Source organism: Niveispirillum fermenti (assembly GCF_048066175.1).
Lineage (GTDB): Bacteria > Pseudomonadota > Alphaproteobacteria > Azospirillales > Azospirillaceae > Niveispirillum > Niveispirillum fermenti.
The window spans coordinates 71292-90283 of sequence record NZ_JBLTXA010000001.1; the positions used below are offsets into that span (position 1 = coordinate 71292).

Genomic DNA, 18992 nt, shown 5'->3' on the forward strand with positions numbered 1-18992 from the left:
TTCATGCCCGCAATGCCTAGCCAAGGCAAGCGGCCCTAACAGGGCGGAATATTGGCACCGATAAGGCGCCATTGGCCATCCCCCCCGCCCTCCATAGCCATATGGTCCAACCGGAACAGGTGCCAGTGATCCACGGCAACGGCCAGCGCCGCCCCCGGCGTCAGGCCCAGCGCCAGCGCCAGGGCGGCACGGATGGGCCCGGCATGGCCGACCATCACGACATCGCGACCGGCAAGGGCCACCGTCTCCCGCCGGATGGCTGCCGCCACCCGCCCGGACAGGGCGGCGAAACTTTCGCCGTCCGGTGGCGCATTGCCGGCCGGGTCGTGCCAGAATCGTTCGGCTGTCGCCCGCTCGTTCTCCCAAACCTCCGCATGCGTCCGGCCCTGCCACCGACCGAAATCCTGCTCCGTCAGGTCGGCGACGCAGCGGGTCGCCACGCCGGGGGCCAGCACGGCAGCCGACCGGATGCTGCGCACCAGGGGACTGGTCAACCAGACAGCATCCGCAGGCAGGCGATGACGGGCGCCATTGATCATTTCGATATCGGAAAGATCCACATCCACGTCCAGCCGCCCCGCCATGGCGCCCGGGGGCAGCCGAAGGGGGGCATGCCGTATCCACCACCAGCGGGTGACCAAGCCGGCAAGGGTCATGTCGAAACCGGAATGAGCGCGGCCAGGCCCAGCAGGAAGGCGATTTCCGCCATTTGCTGCCCGGCCCCCAGCACATCACCGGTGATCCCGCCGATCTGCCGGCGGGCCAGCCGCGTCAGGGCCCAGACGGCAGCGGCCGAACCCGCCATGATCCCCAGGCTGGACAACCCGCTTTCAAGGTTCAGCTTGCCCAGCGCCGAACTGGCCAGGGTGAAACCGATCAGCAGGGCGACCAGGGCGCGGGCCCGGTCGGGCCGGCCCTGGCCGGCCGAGACACCCTGGCTCCTGGCATCGGGCAAGGCCAGCTTCATCAGCGGCAGCAGGCCACGCGAAAAGGCGTGTGCCCCGATCAGGGCCAGTGCGACGGTCCGGGGATCAGCCAGCGTGGCCAGCACACCGACCCTTGCCAGCACCGCCAGGATCAGCGCCATGGCGCCATAGGTCCCGACGCGGCTGTCCTTCATGATGGAAAGCTTCGATGCCGTATCGCGGCCGCCACCGAAGCCATCGGCCACATCGGCCAGCCCGTCCTCGTGCAGGGCACCGGTCAGCCAGGTCAGGGCCGCCACGGTCACCACGGCCGCCAGGGCCGGTGACAGGCCGGTCATGCAAAGCAACCAGAAGGACAATCCGCCGCCGGCCCCGATCAGCCCGCCAACGATCGGAAACCAGGGCAGCGCACGGCGATCCAGGTCCGCCGGCCACTCCCCCTTCCAACGCAGGGGCAGCCGGGTCAGGAAGATCACGGCGGCCATGAATTCCGCAAGCGGCTGTGGCCTGTGCTGCTTTGTTGCATCGCTCATGACATCGGTATAGGCCAGTGTGACTTTCACCGCCAGCACCGTTCCGGCCCCGGCCGGGAGGGCCAGCCGGTAACCATGTTCAGACACGTCACCCAGGAAGGCGCCATGTCCGGCCATCACGACCATTCCCATCACCATCATGATGACGGCCTGCCCAGCCTGGACGAAATCCGCCGCGTGCTGCCGGAACTGCCGGGACCCGACCTTGAATCCGCCACCGCCGCCCTGCAGCGCGAACAGACATTGCTGAAGCCGGCGGGCGCGCTGGGCCGGCTGGAGGAACTTGTGCAGTGGCTGGCCACATGGCAGGCCAAGGCGCCGCCGGAACTGACCCACCCCCGCATCGTAGTGTTCGCCGGCGCGCATGGCATCGCGGCCCAGGGCGTGTCAGCCTATCCCCCGGCCGTCACGGGCCAGATGGTGCAGGCCTTCATCAATGGTCACGCGGCCATCAACCAGTTGGCCGAATTGCACGATGCCGACCTGCGCGTGCATGAGATGGACCTGGACAACCCCACACAGGATTTCACCCAGGGTCCGGCCATGAACGAGGCGGCCTGCGCCCGTGCCGCCGCCTATGGCATGATGGCCGTGGAGCCGGGCCTGCACCTGCTGTGCCTGGGGGAGATGGGGATCGGCAATACGACATCGGCCGCCGCCTTGTGCGCCGCGCTTTTCGGCGGGCCGGCATCCGATTGGGTCGGCCCCGGCACCGGCGTGGATGCGGAAGGCGTGAAGCGCAAGATCGCCGTGGTGGAAGCCGGACTGGCCGCCAATCCGTCGGCGCTGACCGACCCGTTCGAAGCGCTGCGCTGTCTGGGGGGACAGGAACTGGCCGCCATCATGGGGGCCATCATCGCCAGCCGGCTGGCCCGCGTGCCGGTCGTGCTGGACGGTTTCGCCTGCACCGCTGCGGCGGCCGTGCTGTACAAGGCCGATCCGAAGGCGCTGGACCATTGCATCGTCGCCCATCGCAGCGCCGAACCTGGCCATACCCGCCTGCTGGCCGCCATCAACAAGCGTCCCCTGTTCGATTTCGACATGCGACTGGGCGAGGGCTCAGGCGCGGCCCTGGCCATTCCCGTGCTGAAATCCGCCCTGGCTTGTCACCTGAACATGGCCACCTTCGCCGAGGCGGGCGTGGCCCAGAAGGGTGAACGCCCGGCCGGCGCCATGCATTGACCCGGGGGGATCCAAGGCATGACCGGCATCGTCATCGACCGTGCCCTGCGGGCGCAATGCCAGACCTTCCTGCAGGGACACGGGGCCGTCACCCCACGCATCTGGATGGAACGGATGCTGGCCATGCCGGAAATGGACCTGCCCGGCGATGAATATGGTGCCGGCCCCACCGTCACCGCCCTTCAGGATCAGGTGGCGGGGCTTCTGGGCAAACCGGCAGCGCTGTTCTTTCACAAGGCGGTGGTGGGACAGCAGGCCGTGCTGTTCGCGCACCGGGAACGCACGGGCCGGCGACTGGTGGCCGTCCATCCGCAAAGTCACATCGCCATCGACGAGACCGATGCCGTGGAGCGGCTGAGCGACATCCGGCTGGCCCGCATCGGCCCGGACGATGCGCCTTTCACGCTGGCCGACCTGCAAGGAATACACGAGCCGCTGGCCGCCGTCGTCGTGGAACTGCCGCTGCGCAATGCCGGCTTCCGGGCCACGTCCTGGACGGAACTGGTGGCCATATCCCAATGGTGCCGCGATCAGGGCATCGCCTTCCACCTGGACGGTGCCCGCCTCTGGGAGACGCAACCCTGGTACGGCCGCACGCTGGCGGAAATCGCCGCCCTGGCCGACAGCGTCTATGTCAGCCTTTACAAGGGGTTGGGCGCGCCGGGCGGTGCCATCATCGCCGGCCCCGCCGATCTGCTGGCTATGGCGACGCCCTGGCGCAGCCGCATGGGTGGCAATCTCTACAGCGCCTTTCCCTATATCCTGGGTGGGCTGGACGGTTTGCGCCGGTTCCTGCCACGCATGGCCGATTACCATGCCCATGCCATGGCGCTGGCCGCCGCGCTGGACGAACGCGACGCACCCCGGGCCGCAGACCGGGTGATGTGCAATTCCTTCCGGCTGGTCTGGCCCGTGGATGCCTCCGCCCTGGCAGATATCCTGGCCATGACGGCCCGTACCGACCGGTTTTGGGCGTTCGGCCGGGTTGTGCCCTTGCCGGTACGGGATTATTGCTACACCGAAATGGTGGTTGGCGAGGCGGCGATGCTGCACGCGCCGTCTGCCCTTGCCGACCGGTTCGCAACCTGGCTGGCCGCCGCAAGGGCGGTATCCGCCAAGGCTGGGTGACCCGGCCGGCCCCGCATGCTAAGAACCCGCCGCCAGCCGGCAGCGGGGCCGGCAGCAGGGAGTGAGGGTGCGATGAAGATTCTGGTCGTGGGGTCCGGCGGTCGTGAACATGCGCTGTGCTGGGCCGTCAAGCGTTCGCCCCTGTGCGACCGGCTCTATTGCGCGCCCGGCAATGCCGGCATTGCACAGGTGGCCGAATGCGTGCCGCTGGCAGCCAACGACGTGGCCGGCATCACGGCCTTTGCCCGCGCGCAGAACATCGATTTCGCCATCGTGGGGCCGGAAGAGCCGCTGGTCCTGGGCCTCGCCGACAGCCTGCGCGAAGCCGGCATCCCCACCTTCGGGCCGTCCGCCGCCGCCGCCGCCCTGGAAGGGTCAAAGGGTTTCATGAAGGATGCGGTGGCCCGGTTCGGTGTGCCCACCGCCGCCTATGGCCGGTTCACCGATGTGGCTGCGGCCAAGGAATTCGTTGCCCGGCAGGGGGCCCCCATCGTCGTGAAAACCGACGGCCTGGCCGCCGGCAAGGGCGTGACCATCTGCCAGACGGTGGAGGAGGCCTTTGCCGCCATCGACGAGGCCATGGTGGGTCGCCGCTTCGGGGATGCGGGGACCGAGCTGGTGATCGAGGAATTCCTGGACGGGGAGGAAGCCAGCTTCTTCGCCATCTGCGACGGTGTCCGTGCCGTGGCCCTGGCCGGCGCACAGGACCACAAGCGCGCCTATGACGGCGACCAGGGCCCCAATACGGGCGGCATGGGCACCTACAGCCCCGCCCCCGTCCTGACGCCGGCACTGGAAGCCCGCATCATGGAAGAAATGGTGCTGCCCACAGTGCGCGGCATGGCGGCCGAGGGGAAGCCCTTCATCGGCGTGCTGTTTGCCGGCATCATGGTCGTGGCCGGCCCCGATGGGCAGCCCGTACCCAAGCTGCTGGAATATAATGTCCGCTTCGGGGACCCGGAATGCCAGGTGCTGATGCGCCGGCTGAAGTCGGATCTGGTGCCGCTGCTGCTGGCCGCCGCCAACGGCGACGTGTCGGGCCAGCAGCCGCAATGGCATGACGAGGCCGCGCTGTGCGTCGTCATGGCCGCCGAAGGCTATCCGGGTGATTATGCGAAGGGCACGCGCATCGGCAATCTGGACAGCGCTGCTGTGGTCGATGGCGTGGAAATCTTCCACGCCGGCACCAAGGAAGGGGCCGATGGTACCATCCTGGCCAATGGCGGCCGCGTCCTCGGCGTCACCGCCATCGCCCCGCGCGTGGCCGACGCCCGGACAAGGGCCTATGAGGCCGTGGACCGCATCGATTGGAAGGAAGGTTTCTGCCGCCGCGACATCGCCTGGCGGGCCATGGCCCGGGGGCTGTGAGCCCCCCTGCCCCGGAACGGAATGGCCCTGGCCAGGAATGAACGACAACGACCCCGCCGGTTTCGGCGGGGTTTCATTTTGCGATATTGGGATGGTGACGGCGTCGGCAAGCCTTGCGGCGAACGATCCCCATCAAAGGGTCCCCAATCGAACCCGCCGGGCCAATCGAACCCGCCGGGTCGGGGCAGGCGTCATTTCCGCTGCTGTGGAATAAAGCATCCCGTAGCTCTGGTCCCATTACAAGTCATTGATTTTGTTCACATCAAGCCTGGCTCAGAAATCATCTCACGGCGAAAATCGTATCAAAAAACCTTTGCAACGAACTCAAAAGAAAAGCCCGCCGAATTACCGGCGGGCATCAATCTTGAAACAAAATTTCACGCTCTCTGGAAGTCAGCCCTGAGGTAGAACGCCACCTCACCCACCCCGAACTTTATGGCCGGTTTCACAACTCCTCCCCGGAGTATCTGCCTGAGATATGTGGTTCCCAGTTCCTTGGCGGCCTGCCCAAACGTGACGTATGTTCGGCAGAAACTTTCCAGGTCATCCCGGTGAACAACGGCGCATTTGCGAGTGGTGACCGGATTGGTCAGGACCGCGTGCGGCAGCAGGCCCTTGGAAATAAGCGCCCAGGTAATCCCGTTTCCCCACTTCGTCTGTTCCCGGATCTGCTCCACGGTAAGGTATGGCCAGGGTTCCGTGCCAGGCGCCTCCCTGGCCAATACCCGGCGGACTTCATTTGGATCAACTGCCAGAGAACATTTGGACCCCGACGGCCACGGGGCGACACGGGAAAATCCCCCTTCCAGCAGGATCCGCATGACATGAGCATAAGGCGCCCTGCACCGTTTGGCGGCATCGAAGATTTCGACCATCCCATCCTCGACCGCCGGCATCGTCACCTGCATGGACAATCTTTTCAGGAAGTTGTCCAAATCCGCCTGAAGGAAGCCGTTGCAAAAGAAGCCTGCTTCAAGGCGGGAAAAGAACGGAACGACCAATCCTTCACGCATCAGCGCCAGGAACCGCGACCTGGGCATGCCCAAGTATGCCATCGCCTCGTTCTGGGGAACCATGGACCGGAGCTGTTCGATTAGGGGGTCGACTTTCTCCGCCGGGAACGTGGTCCTGTCATTTGACAAGTTTTCATGCTCGGCGGTGATCAGTCCTCGTGCCGAAAGATACTGCCTCATCCTTGAACTTTTCATGTAGCAGGCAGTCGCAACGGTGGTTACCGACCAGCACCGGCGCCGCCCGATCGGTACGTCAAAGAAGGTATGCAATTCGCCTACGGGCAACGATTCCGCCACTTCCTCACGGATTGCGTCTCGGGCCAGGTTAAGGGACGCCTCGTCCTTTTCCGCCCGTAGCCAGTCATAGAGCAAGCCGAAGAAACGCTTTCCGCCCAACTCCCCGGAATTTTTCCAATTGGCGGCCATGGTCTTTCGAACGAAACCCCTGAACGACTCCTCGCCGCTAAGCATGATATCGCAGCCAATCGACGCTACGTCCGCTACGACCTCATCGTCCAGATCCCGGGTGGCAACCTTGGGTCCGAAGCGGGAGACGGCACCGACGATCTCGCACAGGCGGACGGCCTTATGCATGGGGATGGAATCCAGCCACGGCGACGTTGAATCCCCCTCTCCATTCAGCCGGCGATACAGATACACCTCCATGGACGATGGCGCCCGGGCGACCCGGTCAATGTCCCCAGCCACGATTCGACCAACATGCGGAGCGACCGCCCTGGCAAAATCAGCGCATTCGATCATGTTCGTTTTAGCGCGACCGAGGGTAAGCAGTGCGACCCCGTGGACCGGGCATGACCTAAACCAAGAGAGTTGCCAATAAATGCGTTGAAACGGTGCAGACCGCCTTTGATCGATCTGGGCGGCAACATCCTCCGAGATGCAGTCAGGGCAGACACGCACGTGGGTGCGGAGCGAAGAAGCCACATTGACCATCTGGCCACGGAGCTGGAAACCGTGTCCTTCCCGCGATGTGAAGGAGTTGCGGCGTAAGGCGTGCGGGTCGGCACCGGAAACCGCTGCTAACTCCGCCAGCGCCTTCTCCTCTCCCGTCGCCACGGCCAGAAACTTGAACCCCATGTCCAGGCAGAAGCCATGGGCATCGCATCCGTTCCTGAATGCCAGCCGGGAGCAGAAGCTCGTCGGCGTCTCGTCTGGATGCAGCGGTACAGTCAAGGAAAGCATAGTCATGCCGTCTTCCCCCGCTTGCGCTTGGGACGGGCCGGCAGCGCGGCGTCCAGGCGGGAGTTGGACGGTACGATCTCCTGCCAATCGGCCGCGAAGAAGATGTTGCTGTCTGCCGAACAATCCCGTTCCTCGGCATAGATCTCCGCGAAATGTTCCACGCCGACCACAGCGTCCGCCCCGGCTTGGGAGTGTGCGAACAGGACTGCACGCCTGACGAGCGTGATCGCCGATCCCAATCCCCATTCGGAAGCAACGATCAGACGGTGGATGAATTCATCCGTCCCGATTTCGTCATGAATGGCCATTCCGGCATGGTTCGCCACGATTTCGTAGGCGATTTCCCGCACCAGATCCACATCGTCGGGAAATGCCAACGGCTGGAAGCGGAAAGTCTGGCTGCGACGCTCAACCTGGCGGTCGCCACTGATGAACGCCGACAGCACCGGGAGACCAGACAGAATCAAGCTGACGGCCCATTCCCTCTGCTGCATCGTGCTTTTCAGAACATCTCGCAGCTTGGTCAGCTCAGAGTCGCTCCCCCTTCCCAGGATATGGTGGGCTTCGTCGAGCCAGATGAACCGAACGCCATGTTCCTTCAAATGATACCTGATCATTTCCCAGATGCGATGATCCGCAAGCTCCCGCTGCAACGGGTATCCAAGCCGTTCCAGGACTACCCGGCCAAGCTGCTTCAGCGTGCATGGGGAAGGCGTCGTCAGCCTCAGGAAGTTGCTGTCATCCAAGCCGTTGACGTGCTTGATGGCCTTCTCCATCGTCAACGTCTTTCCCGCGCCGGACCCACCAACGAGCGCCAGCATCCGACCCTCGGGGTGCTGGCTGGCGACCGCTACGGACATGTCGTCGATGAAGTCCTGCAGGACTTGACGAAAGCGATCATCGCGGTCGGTGCTGAAATACTTGTCGACGATCCGCGCTGCCAGTGCCGTACGCCCGCAGGCGGTCTTCACGGGCGACGATGCGGTATAGTTTGTCATGTTCATTCCTCCGTCGTGAATCGTTTTGAAGCTGCGGGGCGATGGGCGCGATGGGTTCCGTCAGCGGCAGGTGTTGGGGAAAAGGCAGGCCGGCCAATGGGCGGCGAAGTTTCAAAGCGCATTTCGGTGTCGCCCGGCTGCTCACCCTCAGCCTCCATGCCGGGGAGTTCCCTGGCCTGGCCGCCCCTTGCCTTGAAGTCGAACTTCATGAACAGGCGCTTTTCGATGCGCTCCAACTCGTCGGTGCCAAGGATGGCGCTTCCCAGTTCGGCGGCGTCGGCGGCCTCGTCCGCCTGCCCCCGGATGGAGCGGATGGCATCGGCGACGATGTGCGAAGACAGGTGTTCCATGTCCGCGTTGCGCCGACCGAGGTCCCTCGCGGCGGCCGTCCATTCCCACCAGGTCACGCCATCAAGCGCTAGGCCGTCCATGGCCGGCGGAACGCTGATCCAACCATCCGGCGTCTGGACGGAGACCCTTCCGAGGTCCCAGCGGCCAACTTTTACAGTCACCTCGCCCAGACCTGCCTTGCGACGCAGTTCCTGGAGTTCCCGCGACTGGTAGTGGATCCCCAGGATGCGGACGCCCTGGTTGGAGATCCGGCGCTGGCACGGAATGCCGAAGACGCAACGACGGGTATCGTCATCTGGAGGCGGCAGCACCCCGAACTGGGCGACCAGCCGATTCCAGGTCTGAAGCGGCGTTGCCCCCGCCAGTTCAGCATGCGGGCGATTATGATAGGCATCGACTACATAGCGGACGAGGGTGCGGTTAAGGGTTTCCAAGTTGACGCTGGCATGGCGTTCGGCGTCGTAGTCCCCCTTCTCCACGGGATTGGAAAAGGTCTGGCCCTGGAAGTACCGGGCGAACTCGCGCTGGAAAGTCCCGAAGACCCGTTCAATCCGACCGCGCAGTTCGGGGACACCCGCTGGCGGGTAATGGTCACCTGCACCAAGTGCCGCGATGGCCAGTTTCACCTGTTCCGCCCGGAAAGACGGGCCATTGTCCATGCTGACCGTCTCCGGAATGCCATGCATGTTCCACGGTGACCGGCAGCCGACCGCACCGGCGATTTCGGACTTGTCACGGACGACCATCTCCAACGTGGCAATGGCGCTCGCCGACGATGGCGCTGTCGTGAAGCGCATGGCCAGGATGCAGCGTGTCGCGCAGTCAATTGCGACCGACACCCAGACCCGGCCGATTGCGCCGATCTTCTCCCGCTGTTCGTCCGTCAGCAACTCCCAGATGCCGGACTTTGAGAGCAATACCTGGAGAGACACCTGCCATTCATCCATCTCCACGACTTCAAGGGGACGCCCCAAGGGGTCACGGCTATAGATAATGTTGAACTTCTGGCGTGCGGCTTCCGCACCGTACCGACCGGCGGTTACCGTGAACGGATCAAGGGTCCGGTTCAGATGCTTCCAGAATGTCTGGTAACTGATGCTTTCGATCGGCTCTAGGTTCGCGACCGACCGTTCCCGGTTCTTCTCGTCCAGGGCCATCCGATAGTCGCGGTAAATCATGATCTTGCTGTCACGGTTCGCGCTGGCATAGCGCCCGACATGTTGGTTAACCAGGGCCCAGGCATCGCCAGACTTCCGCGGAGTTCTGTTGCCGCGCCCCTTCGTGTTCGAGCAGAGCGCGACGGCGACGAAGCCGCCGTCGCGGAAATCGCGCAGCCAACGGCGCAGGGTGGACGGTGTAGGAGGAAGCGAGACATTGACCTGAACTTCGCATGAAGCCCGGCGGCCGGGACGACTGCCGGAACTGGTCGTACGGGTTGCCGTTGCCTCATCCCTCACGATCTGGGCATGGATTTCGGCAATGGCGATCTTCATCGAAACGTCAGATCGGGTGACGTCCTTCCGCTTCGCCTCCATTTCCATGAACATCTCGCAGTAGGCCTTGCGGCGCAGAATCCGGCGCTGTTCATCCTGGGGAAGGTCGAACAGCGCCACGTCCCGGCCCTTGGCACGGCGCGCTGCCGTTTCGGGAAGGTAGAACCCCTGCTTCACGATGAGGGTGCCGGCCTGGGCGAAACGGGCGATTTCGTCATGAGGCAGGAACTCGCGGACGTCGTTGTCCTCGACGCGGGCCAGGTGGTGGCCGCGATCGCTGGTGGAGACAGGCCGGTAGGCCTGGCCGTTCAGCAAGACCTGGTCATGCTTGGTGAGCCGATAGTGAACCACTGAATGCTGCATCATCATGATCCTTTCTGCTCAGGCAGCCATGGCGGGACGGTGGAGGCGGACCATCGCCAGGTCGCCGATATGCGTTCCGTCGGCGAGTTCCAGCCCACCCTCGTCGATCAGGTTGACGACGGCGTTCAGGGCACGGGCGGGCGGGAGGCCGGACATCGCAACCAGGCTGCGGATCGGCACGGTCCCCCGGACACCGGCGGCGACCTGCGACGTCACCTGCACATCCTCATCGTTGCGGCAGGCCCGTGCCCTGAGGATGTGGCGGGCGTCGGCGACCTTCGCCCGCGGAACGTGCTGTTCGGTACAGATCTCGAAACGGTCAGCGAAGCCGTCGCCCGTCTGCCGGCGGATAAGGGCGATGGTGTCCTCAATCCCGGAGGACCCGACCTTGGCGAGCGGCTTGACGGCATATGCGATCCGCGCGCCGGACACGGTCTCGACCAGAAAGTCGAACGTGTGCCGCGCAGCACGACCGTCCCGCCGGACATAGGCGATGGCGGGCGGCTGGTCATGGACGGCGACGATGCGCCGGTCCGTCAGCAGCAGGTAGGCGAGGTCGCGTTCGAGGGCGCTCTCATAGACGACCGCCCTGCCCGACACGGGATCGTGGATCGATCCACGGCACGAGAAGCGGCTGTTGGCTGCCGGCTTCCTCGACGCGATGGAAGGGAGCGGCGGGTTCCATACCCCGTCCGCGGTCTTGCCACCGACCGGCTGGTCGGGACGGAGAGCGTTGTCCTGATCGGAGGGCCTGATCGAGAAGAGATCCAGGCCGGCACGCTTGGCATGGAGATGTTGGGAAACGAGATACTGGCGCATGATCGCCTCATCGGGCTGCCGGCAACCGCATCACGGTTTGAACCGGCCGAACATTGGGGCCATCGAGGCAAAGGGAGGGCGGCGCTGTCAGAAACGACGGCGTTCGGAAACCCAGACCCCGACGGTGGCGGGCAGGCAGAGCAAGGCTCAGCCTATGAGGCGCGCCGGACGACCGTCGGTGGAATGGATGGTGGCGTGAGGGGCGGTGGGGGCCGTGCTCATTGCACGGCCCCAGCGTCATGCGACATGGAGGCGACGATCTCCTCCACCTCGGCCCCGGTCAGGGTACCGCGGTCGAGCAGCAGGTCGGCGACGGCATCCAAGGCAGAGCGGTGGCGGTGGAGCAGATCCTTGGCCGCCTTGTACTGTACTGAAAGCTCGGCCTCGACCTGAGCGGCGAGGGTCGGATCCTGGCGCAACATCGCGGCGACGTTCTGCGGGGAGACCTCGCCCTTCCAGGCCAGACCGTCGCCGAAGCCGTAGGAGCCCAGCATCTGCGCCGTCAGGGCGGTCGCCTTCGCCAAGTCGCTATCGGGATGCCCGCCGGAACCGTTCGCGGGCATCCCGTAGACGATCTCCTCGCCGGCGCGGCCGGCGAGCGTCACGCGGATAAGGGCCCGCATCGACGCGCCTGTTTCCAGGCCGGACGACCGGAAATGAGCGCCGGAGTGGTTCGGCAGGACGGTGACCGACCGCAACTGGCCGGGCAGTTCAAGCGCACCGGCCACAGCATGGGCCGCCTCATGGACGGCGATCCTGCGCTGATGGTGGATCGGCAAATTCAGCGCGGGAGAAACCTGGGCGAGAAGGTCCGCGATGATCATCTGGCGGCCTGCCCGGCGCGCGAGACGTTTGGCATTTCGCACCCAGAACTCGACATCGGCGCCAGTCCCGCCCAAGCCTGCCGCCGCGACATCGGAGAGGTCAGCGTCAGGAAGATGGCGGTGGCCGAGATGCTCCCTCAGGATGCCCGCCAATGCGAGTTGGTCCGGCGGAAATACGGGGATAACGCGGTCGAAACGGCCGGGCCGGAGAAAGGCCGGGTCGATATTCAGCGTATTCGCCACCCCCAGGATGATGACACGGTGTTTGACCGCTTCGTCAATCCTTTGCAGGGCCTCGTTGACGACCTGGATACTGTACTCCCTGTTCCGACCTTCCATCTTGTCCCGGACGCCGAATGAGTCGGCTTCCTCCAAAAGGAACAGGCAGCCGCCGAGAGCTTGCGCCTGCTCGAAGCTTTCGCGCATTGCTTTGAGCATGTGGCCTTGGTGACCTGCCGACTGCCACTGTCCGTAGGAACCGATCACCAGCGGGAGCCCCGCGCTTCTCGCCAGGCGCGCCGCAAAGGTGCTCTTGCCAGTACCAGGCGGTCCGACAAGCATGCATCCCTTGTCAATCTCGTCGGCGGACAGGATCCCGGCGTTATAATCGGCCAAATCCTTGATCAGGTTACGGGCCCACTCCACTGCCTCGTCCATGCCGCTAAGCCCGTCCAGGGTCGGGCCGTCGATGACAGGCATTCGAACCTTCGCCTCCGCCAAGCGCGCCAGGCGTTCGATCCACTGGTCGGCACCTTCGTCGAACCGGTGAGCGAAGCGGAGGTCGGTAGGCGTCAGAAGCCGGCACAGCCGATCCGGTACGGAAACATCCGGCCGAACGCCGAACGCAGCCGCCGCCGCGTCAGCCAACACGGCAGCGTCGACCAAGGGGATCGAAACCTGATGATCGGCACCGTTCCGGACGATCTCAGGGGCCTTGGCTTCAGGCGGAACCAATACGAGAACGCCCTTTCCGTCATCGAGGGCCCTGATGATGCCAAACTCGACGGAGTTGTCGCCCAGGGAGGCCCTGTCGAGGTCGTCGACGATCAACCACTCGTCGTACACCCGCTGCGACTGAAAAACGTCAGCAGGCCCCTCGGCATCGGTGTTAGGAATGCCATCCTGCCCCTCCCGCAATTCTGCAGCGGCTGCCTCCATTTCACGTTGAATGGATGCATTCACGCGATCACGAAACGCCTGGGAAATCGCCGGCACCCATGCCGGCGAACCAATGTTCACGACAACGACTTGCCCCGGCTGTTCAATGGCGGCCGCCGCCTCCGGCTTGCTGGCAAGAGCGCGATCCAATAGGACGGATGCCGTGGCGGCGTATGGGGTCGGCCGATCGGCATTGTCGGGCTCGACCGCGTCGGCGGCCTTCTCGGCGTCGAGATGCTCAACGATCTGCTTGTTGTAAGCCTTTGATAAAGCAGACAGCGTGGTGGGCGGTCGGTCAAGCTGCGAAGACATGGTGATACCTGCCTTGTCCAAAGTCGTCGGACCTTCGGCACAGAAGTGCGAAGGCGGCTACGCTTTGCGCAGGTCACAAGGACGGATGTCAGGAAACGACCGTGTTCCTTGCGCCTACGCGGCGCAGCATATCTTTCCCGACGCCAAGGACATGGCCGGAGCCATCGTGGCGTTCACGTCGAGGTGGAGGTGGAGGATATGTGAGGAAGCATTTGTCATAGCCATATAGTTGCTTGAGCGGGGTAGGATGTCAATCCCAGAATTCCGGAACGGTTGAAAAACTCTATCCGCCCTGCCCTGCACCGGATTCCAGGGCTGCCAGGGGCCTCTCCTGGCAGCTGTTGTCCTACCCATGCGGCCGGACAGGGCAGCGATTACAACGGTTACGTGGCCGGCAACGGGATCGGGCGGTGAAGCAGTTCACCACTGACATTGACTAAATAGGATAACATAAAATAATAAATACAATTATGGAGAGTCTAATGCCGCCACTAAGCCGCCGTCGCACGATTATTACAAACGATGATCCCGCGTTGGACGAAATGAGGCTGGGGCAGGCGTCTGAAATCCATAATGTCAACGTTGCCGGCAAGCGGACCAGCCTTCGGCTGCGCGGAATTGAATGGGAGAGCCTGCGCCTCATCGCCCAGCGTGAGGGTTGCGACCTCTCCCACGTCGCCACGGAGATCGACAAGCGCCGCGGCGATACGTCCCTTGCCGGTGCGCTGCGGCTGTTCGCGATCGCCTATTTCCGGGAACTGCTGCGTCTCAAGGAGGATGTTGCAGGTTTCAGCCCGGTCCAGATCCTCCAGGCGCTGGCAGGGCCCCAGGACAATATCGGGGCGGATGCGGTACACGGCGGTCGCGACCTGGCACCGGCCTGATCACGGCGATGATCAGCCCCAGTCCCAGATCATCGGCCTTGCCGGCTTGGCGGTGGAGACATGTTCCTGTACCGGAATCGGGGGCGGGCCTCCGGCGTTTGGCAGCGACCAGCCGGAAGGGACTGCCGACGAAGTCTTCCCCCGATATGGTATGCGGTACCGTCGTGCCTTTCTCCTCGAACTCGTCCATGGCGATCTCCGTATATTATAGAACAAAAATGGAACATCTGCCAAGCGCCAGAAAAAACGCGGCCCGCGGTTGAACGGTCACGGAATAACCGGTAGCCCTGGCTTACGCCATCGCCTGGGAGATCCGCATGCGCCGCCTGCCCCTGCTCGCCGCCGTCCTGGCCGCTACGTTGCCGGTCGCCGCGATGGCGAAGGACACCGTCAAGATCGCCACGTTCATCCTTGGCGGCCCCGTCGCGCGCCACGCCAAGGAAGGTTCCTTCGGGGTCCTGGTCTATTCCGAAACGTCCAGGGACGATAAGAAGCGGGTCAGCGACCACTGCCCTGTTTCGATCGAGATTCGATGAAGTTTCCGCCCCGTATATCCGGCGCAGCCGGTGCGCTGGCAATCGCGTCCGTTGTGGCCTTCGTCGTCGGCGTTGCTGCGCTGCTGGCGTCGATCTTCTGGATGGGATCGGTGCTCTTGCCGTTGGGGATCGCGGGCATCGTGGGCGGATGGCTGCTGTTCGAACATTCGATGCAGCACATCGCCAGGGAGAACGGCATGGATGCCGGTAGATGATAGTAGCGGCTGTATTTCACGGCAGGTCGGTTAATGGGGGCTTTACAGCCCCCATTTGTGCCGCGGGTTTACTGGACGACTACCCAACCTGAATCAGCCCGTGTGAATTTCATTTCCGTCGTACCTCCCGCGTTGTTGAGCCAAGGTCCATCAACACGAACCGTAACCGTGCAGGCGAAGACGGCGCTTCCATTGACCTTGGCACAACTCAGTTTCTTGAATTCACGCAGCACCATCTGCTGCCCACCTCCAGCTGCCTGGGTCGCCTCATTCGCCTTGTCGAACTGGGCCCGGATCGCATTGCGCATGTCATCCTCCCCCGGCTCACCGTTGCCGCACCCCGCCATCGTCAGCAGCGGCACCAGGGTCAGCACCCGGCAGTATTTCAAAATATTGCTCATTTCATCTCCTTCATTCGTGGTCAGTGGTCGAATTGAACCGGCCCCACTTGCCTGGTCATCGCCAGGCCCGTCGGGACGTTGTGAATGCGGTGGTCGGAAGTCGGCCCTCGACTGCAATGTCTGGGGCCTACCTCAATCAGCCGAACGAATGGCCGCACGCCTTGAGGTTCGTCGCGAACTCGTCGTAGATCGTCTCCACAAGGTCCTCGTGAAGACCGGAAACAAGGGTTTCTCGCCGAGATCCATAAATCAGGTAGATGCAATAGCCATATTGGCGCACGAAATCCGCATTAGCGATTTGGCTGGCGTTTTGGGTACCGGCGGCGAAGGCCCCAGCCGCACCGGAACCATAGAAGGCGGCCGATGGTGTTCCCTTAGGCGGGGTAGTCAAGCCCCATCCAATGGCCCGCACATGATCAACATCGAAAAGTTTCTCTGCCTGCGGGATGGAGATCCGTTGGGCATTGATCTCAATTCGGGTCGTTGCAATGTGACCGCCCCGTTTAAAGAGCAGCCAAATAATATAGAACACGCCCACAAAAGGCATGATTGCTGAAATAAAGGCCAGACCAGAATATGGAGATGCTGTTGAGGCTACAACGATGGGCAGAATGATCAGAAAAATCAAGGAAAGAAAGATTTTCCCTCTCCTTGATTTCTTTACGAATACATCCATGATGATCTTGTCACCTTCCTTTGTGGTCTTGTAGTCATAGGCCGGCTCAGTGGCCTGCGGCGTGCGGGCGGGATCGCGGAGAGACATCTGATGCATCCTTGGGCTAAGGCTTCTGATGGCTGGTGGTCGCCGTTGCGCGCCGATCAGCCGGAATAGGTCCATTCCAGGCCACCATCGTTGAACGCCAGGAACTCGACGTTCAGGTATGTGTCCGCGTCGTTGCCGCCGGAGACCTTCAATCTGTCGTAGGGCTGACGGACGATGGAATGGGCGCCACGCGAACCGGACAAGCCGCCGACATCTACGCCTCGCCTGCTGTCAACGTAATAATTGTAGTTCAGCGTCACCGCCGATCCGACCCCAACGCCGAACGGGTAGTAGCGCGTCGGCGGCGCACCGGGGGTCGCGCGCGTTTGGTCGGTGGAGGATGAGCCCACGCAGCATGGGCAGCCACCCGGGTGGGGCGGTAACGAATCGTTCTCGTTGGTAGGCAAGACTTGTACCTCCTTTGCAAAAGGACAAGCGCAACCGTCCGCCGCCGGCCTGGCGCCGGGACGGTAGATACGTACAGCAAAGGTTGCACGCCCAGCCTATTCCCCCCGCCCGGGTAGCTACTCCCAGGTGTTGGTGGGGTGTTTTATTCAGCTGGCCGCCCGACATAGGGGCTGTGCCTTTGCTTCACGCGCAGTTGCGCCCCCACCTCCGGTATCTAGCCGGGTGTAGGTGGTACATAATATGCCACGGATGGGAACGCACATGGAACAGGTTTCCATGGGGGAACGGCCATGTCGCCGCCGGACGGTGAAGCCGTTCATAGGATGCCACGCCGGTATCAGCCTATGCTTCCTGCAGTTCGGGAGTGGAGGTCCATATGTTCCGACAGGCGGTGTTCGGCTTCCTCGTCCTGTTTCTTGGCGCCTTCCCCGCCGGCGGGGAGCAGCCTGCCCGCCCGCTGGCGAATTTCGACAAGGCGAAGGTCGTCGCCAGGGACAGCATCTATGCCGACCGTCGCATCGACTATTACTGCTCGTGCAGCTACACGCCGAAGAACGCATCGGGGGGCGTGATCGACAAGGCCAGCTGCGGCCTGGTCAGCAGTTCGTCCATCGCGACGCGCCTGGACTGGGAGCACGTCGTCCCTGCCTGGTTCTTCGGCAACAAGCGGTCCTGCTGGGCTAAGGTCGGGTGCAAGCCCGGCGTCGAGGGGCGGGAATGCTGTGAACGGACCGATCCCGAGTTCAAGCAGGTGGAGGCGGACCTGCACAACCTCGTCCCGTCGGTCGCCCTGCTGAACGTCGTCCGGTCCAACCACGCCTACGGCATGGTGGAGGGCGACCCGAGGAAATACGGCCGGTGCGAGTTCGAGATCGGCGGGAACCCGAAGCGGGTCGAGCCGCCCCAATCCGTGCGCGGCGACCTGGCCCGCGTCTGGCTCTACATGATCGACACTTATGGCGTTGAGGTCACGGAGGCCGACCTGGCCGTCCTAAAGCTGTGGTCGCTCGCCGATCCGGTGGACGAATGGGAACGGCTGCGCGACCGCCGGATCGAGGCCGCCCAGGGCAACTTCAATCCCTATGTGCGGAATGCCGCGCCCTGAACCTAGCGGCTGGAAAGGATGGACGACGATGCGGATTTTATTGGCCGGCCTACTGGGTGCCATGCTGACTATCCCGACGCTCCCAGCCGCGGGCCTCAGCCAGACCGACGAGCAGGTCCGGCAGGCGCTGATCCAGCAGTCGATCGCCAGCTATCCCGGCAACTGCCCCTGCCCTTACAACACTGCCGCCAACGGCAGCCGGTGCGGGAAGCGCAGCGCCTACAGCAAGCCAGGCGGCCACGCGCCGCTGTGCTTCCCCCAAGACGTGACGGACAAGATGGTCGAGGACTATCGGCGGGCGAACGGGGCCAAGCCGAAGTAACGCCCACATCGGTTCGTCGGATTCCGATTGAAATAGCCGCCGAACGAAGAAAGTTCGGTCATAGGGCTGATGCGCGTTCGCATACGACAGGATTTGTCGTCCCGCTCATCCACAGTGCAGTCAGCGGCCAAGGTGAGCCGTGTCATGGCAAGAGGATGAAGCATGAGTAAGGGCAGTAAAGGCGGCGGTAGCTACCGCAGCGCAATCAGCGGGCGGTACGTCACCGCCAAGCACGGCAAGGCCAGCCCCCACACGACGGTGCGCGAAAGCGCCGGTTCGGGTGGCGGCAACGGCAGCCACTACCGGAGCGCCATCTCGGGGCAGTACGTCACCGACGCCTACGGGAAGGCCCACCCCAAGACCACCGTCAAGGAGAGCTAACCATGGCCAAGCGCTATGTCCGTGCCACCGGCAAGAACTCGCAGGGCGACATCACCTCCCTGTGCAACTCCGGTGAAACCTGGTCGCCCCGCAGCAAGGCGAACGCGATCAGCGACATCGAGACCGGGACCCACGAATACTGGGTCAACTGGTTGAACTCGCCGGAGACGCAGATCAGGGTGGTGAACGGCCCCTCGGGCAAGTACCTCAGGACTGATCGCGACAGCACGTCGCGCAACAACCTGGACGACCTGCCCGACTGCTGATCGACATCTCGGGGCCGAAGCATCGCTTCGGCCCCCGTCT

20 protein-coding genes are annotated in these 18992 nt (G+C 63.6%); 10 read left to right on the top strand and 10 right to left on the bottom strand.

Features of this window, described 5'->3' with window-relative positions; translation table 11 throughout:
• Window positions 1-35: 35 nt before the first annotated feature.
• Both ACM9LZ_RS00305 and cobS read right to left on the bottom strand, forming a co-directional pair.
• On the bottom strand, window positions 36-656 hold the full coding sequence (locus tag ACM9LZ_RS00305) for a histidine phosphatase family protein (protein ID WP_416617336.1): 621 nt from the start codon (window positions 654-656) through the stop codon (window positions 36-38).
• Complete coding sequence (gene cobS, locus ACM9LZ_RS00310; protein ID WP_416617337.1) at window positions 653-1576, bottom strand: adenosylcobinamide-GDP ribazoletransferase; 924 nt, start codon at window positions 1574-1576, stop codon at window positions 653-655. The genes ACM9LZ_RS00305 and cobS overlap by 4 nt, the downstream gene beginning before the upstream one ends.
• Between cobS and cobT the strand changes: the two genes are divergently transcribed.
• The 3 genes from cobT to purD all read left to right on the top strand — a co-directional run bounded on the left by cobT (window position 1565) and on the right by purD (window position 5137).
• Entirely contained in the window at window positions 1565-2641 is a 1077-nt protein-coding gene (cobT, locus tag ACM9LZ_RS00315) for a nicotinate-nucleotide--dimethylbenzimidazole phosphoribosyltransferase (protein WP_416617338.1), read from the top strand. The genes cobS and cobT overlap by 12 nt on opposite strands.
• 18 nt (window positions 2642-2659) lie before the next feature.
• Window positions 2660-3769: a threonine aldolase family protein gene (locus tag ACM9LZ_RS00320; protein ID WP_416617339.1), complete on the top strand. Its 1110-nt coding sequence runs from the start codon at window positions 2660-2662 to the stop codon at window positions 3767-3769.
• Window positions 3770-3841: 72 nt separating this feature from the next.
• Entirely contained in the window at window positions 3842-5137 is a 1296-nt protein-coding gene (gene purD, locus ACM9LZ_RS00325; protein ID WP_416617340.1) for a phosphoribosylamine--glycine ligase, read from the top strand.
• 377 nt (window positions 5138-5514) lie between these two features.
• Here purD and ACM9LZ_RS00330 read toward each other — a convergent pair whose 3' ends face one another.
• The 5 genes from ACM9LZ_RS00330 to ACM9LZ_RS00350 form a co-directional block, all read right to left on the bottom strand.
• On the bottom strand, window positions 5515-7359 hold the full coding sequence (locus ACM9LZ_RS00330; protein WP_416617341.1) for a TniQ family protein: 1845 nt from the start codon (window positions 7357-7359) through the stop codon (window positions 5515-5517).
• Entirely contained in the window at window positions 7356-8351 is a 996-nt protein-coding gene (locus ACM9LZ_RS00335; protein ID WP_416617343.1) for an ATP-binding protein, read from the bottom strand. The genes ACM9LZ_RS00330 and ACM9LZ_RS00335 overlap by 4 nt, the downstream gene beginning before the upstream one ends.
• Before the next feature lie 2 nt (window positions 8352-8353).
• Window positions 8354-10564, bottom strand: coding sequence for a Mu transposase C-terminal domain-containing protein (locus ACM9LZ_RS00340; RefSeq protein WP_416617344.1), 2211 nt, complete (start codon window positions 10562-10564; stop codon window positions 8354-8356).
• 12 nt (window positions 10565-10576) lie between these two features.
• Window positions 10577-11377 (bottom strand): PDDEXK family nuclease, encoded by an 801-nt coding sequence (locus ACM9LZ_RS00345; protein WP_416617345.1) that lies wholly within the window; start codon window positions 11375-11377, stop codon window positions 10577-10579.
• Between the two features lie 218 nt (window positions 11378-11595).
• On the bottom strand, window positions 11596-13671 hold the full coding sequence (locus ACM9LZ_RS00350) for an AAA family ATPase (RefSeq protein WP_416617346.1): 2076 nt from the start codon (window positions 13669-13671) through the stop codon (window positions 11596-11598).
• A gap of 542 nt (window positions 13672-14213) precedes the next feature.
• On the opposite strand from ACM9LZ_RS00350, the gene ACM9LZ_RS00355 reads away from it, so the two are divergent.
• The 3 genes from ACM9LZ_RS00355 to ACM9LZ_RS00365 all read left to right on the top strand — a co-directional run bounded on the left by ACM9LZ_RS00355 (window position 14214) and on the right by ACM9LZ_RS00365 (window position 15306).
• Window positions 14214-14555: a ribbon-helix-helix domain-containing protein gene (locus ACM9LZ_RS00355; protein WP_416617627.1), complete on the top strand. Its 342-nt coding sequence runs from the start codon at window positions 14214-14216 to the stop codon at window positions 14553-14555.
• Window positions 14556-14872: 317 nt separating this feature from the next.
• Entirely contained in the window at window positions 14873-15091 is a 219-nt protein-coding gene (locus ACM9LZ_RS00360; protein WP_416617347.1) for a hypothetical protein, read from the top strand.
• Window positions 15088-15306: a hypothetical protein gene (locus ACM9LZ_RS00365; protein WP_416617348.1), complete on the top strand. Its 219-nt coding sequence runs from the start codon at window positions 15088-15090 to the stop codon at window positions 15304-15306. Before ACM9LZ_RS00360 ends, ACM9LZ_RS00365 begins: the two co-directional genes overlap by 4 nt.
• 68 nt (window positions 15307-15374) lie before the next feature.
• Here the strand turns inward: ACM9LZ_RS00365 and ACM9LZ_RS00370 are convergent, their stop codons facing one another.
• The 3 genes from ACM9LZ_RS00370 to ACM9LZ_RS00380 all read right to left on the bottom strand — a co-directional run bounded on the left by ACM9LZ_RS00370 (window position 15375) and on the right by ACM9LZ_RS00380 (window position 16877).
• On the bottom strand, window positions 15375-15707 hold the full coding sequence (locus ACM9LZ_RS00370; RefSeq protein ID WP_416617349.1) for a hypothetical protein: 333 nt from the start codon (window positions 15705-15707) through the stop codon (window positions 15375-15377).
• 136 nt (window positions 15708-15843) lie between these two features.
• On the bottom strand, window positions 15844-16470 hold the full coding sequence (locus ACM9LZ_RS00375) for a hypothetical protein (protein WP_416617351.1): 627 nt from the start codon (window positions 16468-16470) through the stop codon (window positions 15844-15846).
• Between the two features lie 56 nt (window positions 16471-16526).
• Complete coding sequence (locus ACM9LZ_RS00380; RefSeq protein ID WP_416617352.1) at window positions 16527-16877, bottom strand: hypothetical protein; 351 nt, start codon at window positions 16875-16877, stop codon at window positions 16527-16529.
• A gap of 377 nt (window positions 16878-17254) precedes the next feature.
• On the opposite strand from ACM9LZ_RS00380, the gene ACM9LZ_RS00385 reads away from it, so the two are divergent.
• The 4 genes from ACM9LZ_RS00385 to ACM9LZ_RS00400 all read left to right on the top strand — a co-directional run bounded on the left by ACM9LZ_RS00385 (window position 17255) and on the right by ACM9LZ_RS00400 (window position 18952).
• Window positions 17255-17983 carry an endonuclease gene (locus tag ACM9LZ_RS00385; RefSeq protein WP_416617353.1) on the top strand — a complete coding sequence of 243 codons (729 nt, stop codon included), beginning with the start codon at window positions 17255-17257 and terminating at the stop codon, window positions 17981-17983.
• 28 nt (window positions 17984-18011) lie between these two features.
• Entirely contained in the window at window positions 18012-18305 is a 294-nt protein-coding gene (locus ACM9LZ_RS00390) for a hypothetical protein (RefSeq protein WP_416617354.1), read from the top strand.
• A gap of 162 nt (window positions 18306-18467) precedes the next feature.
• Window positions 18468-18686, top strand: a complete 219-nt coding sequence (locus tag ACM9LZ_RS00395; RefSeq protein ID WP_416617355.1) for a hypothetical protein — start codon at window positions 18468-18470, stop codon at window positions 18684-18686.
• 2 nt (window positions 18687-18688) lie between these two features.
• Complete coding sequence (locus tag ACM9LZ_RS00400; RefSeq protein ID WP_416617356.1) at window positions 18689-18952, top strand: DUF3892 domain-containing protein; 264 nt, start codon at window positions 18689-18691, stop codon at window positions 18950-18952.
• Window positions 18953-18992 lie beyond the last annotated feature (40 nt).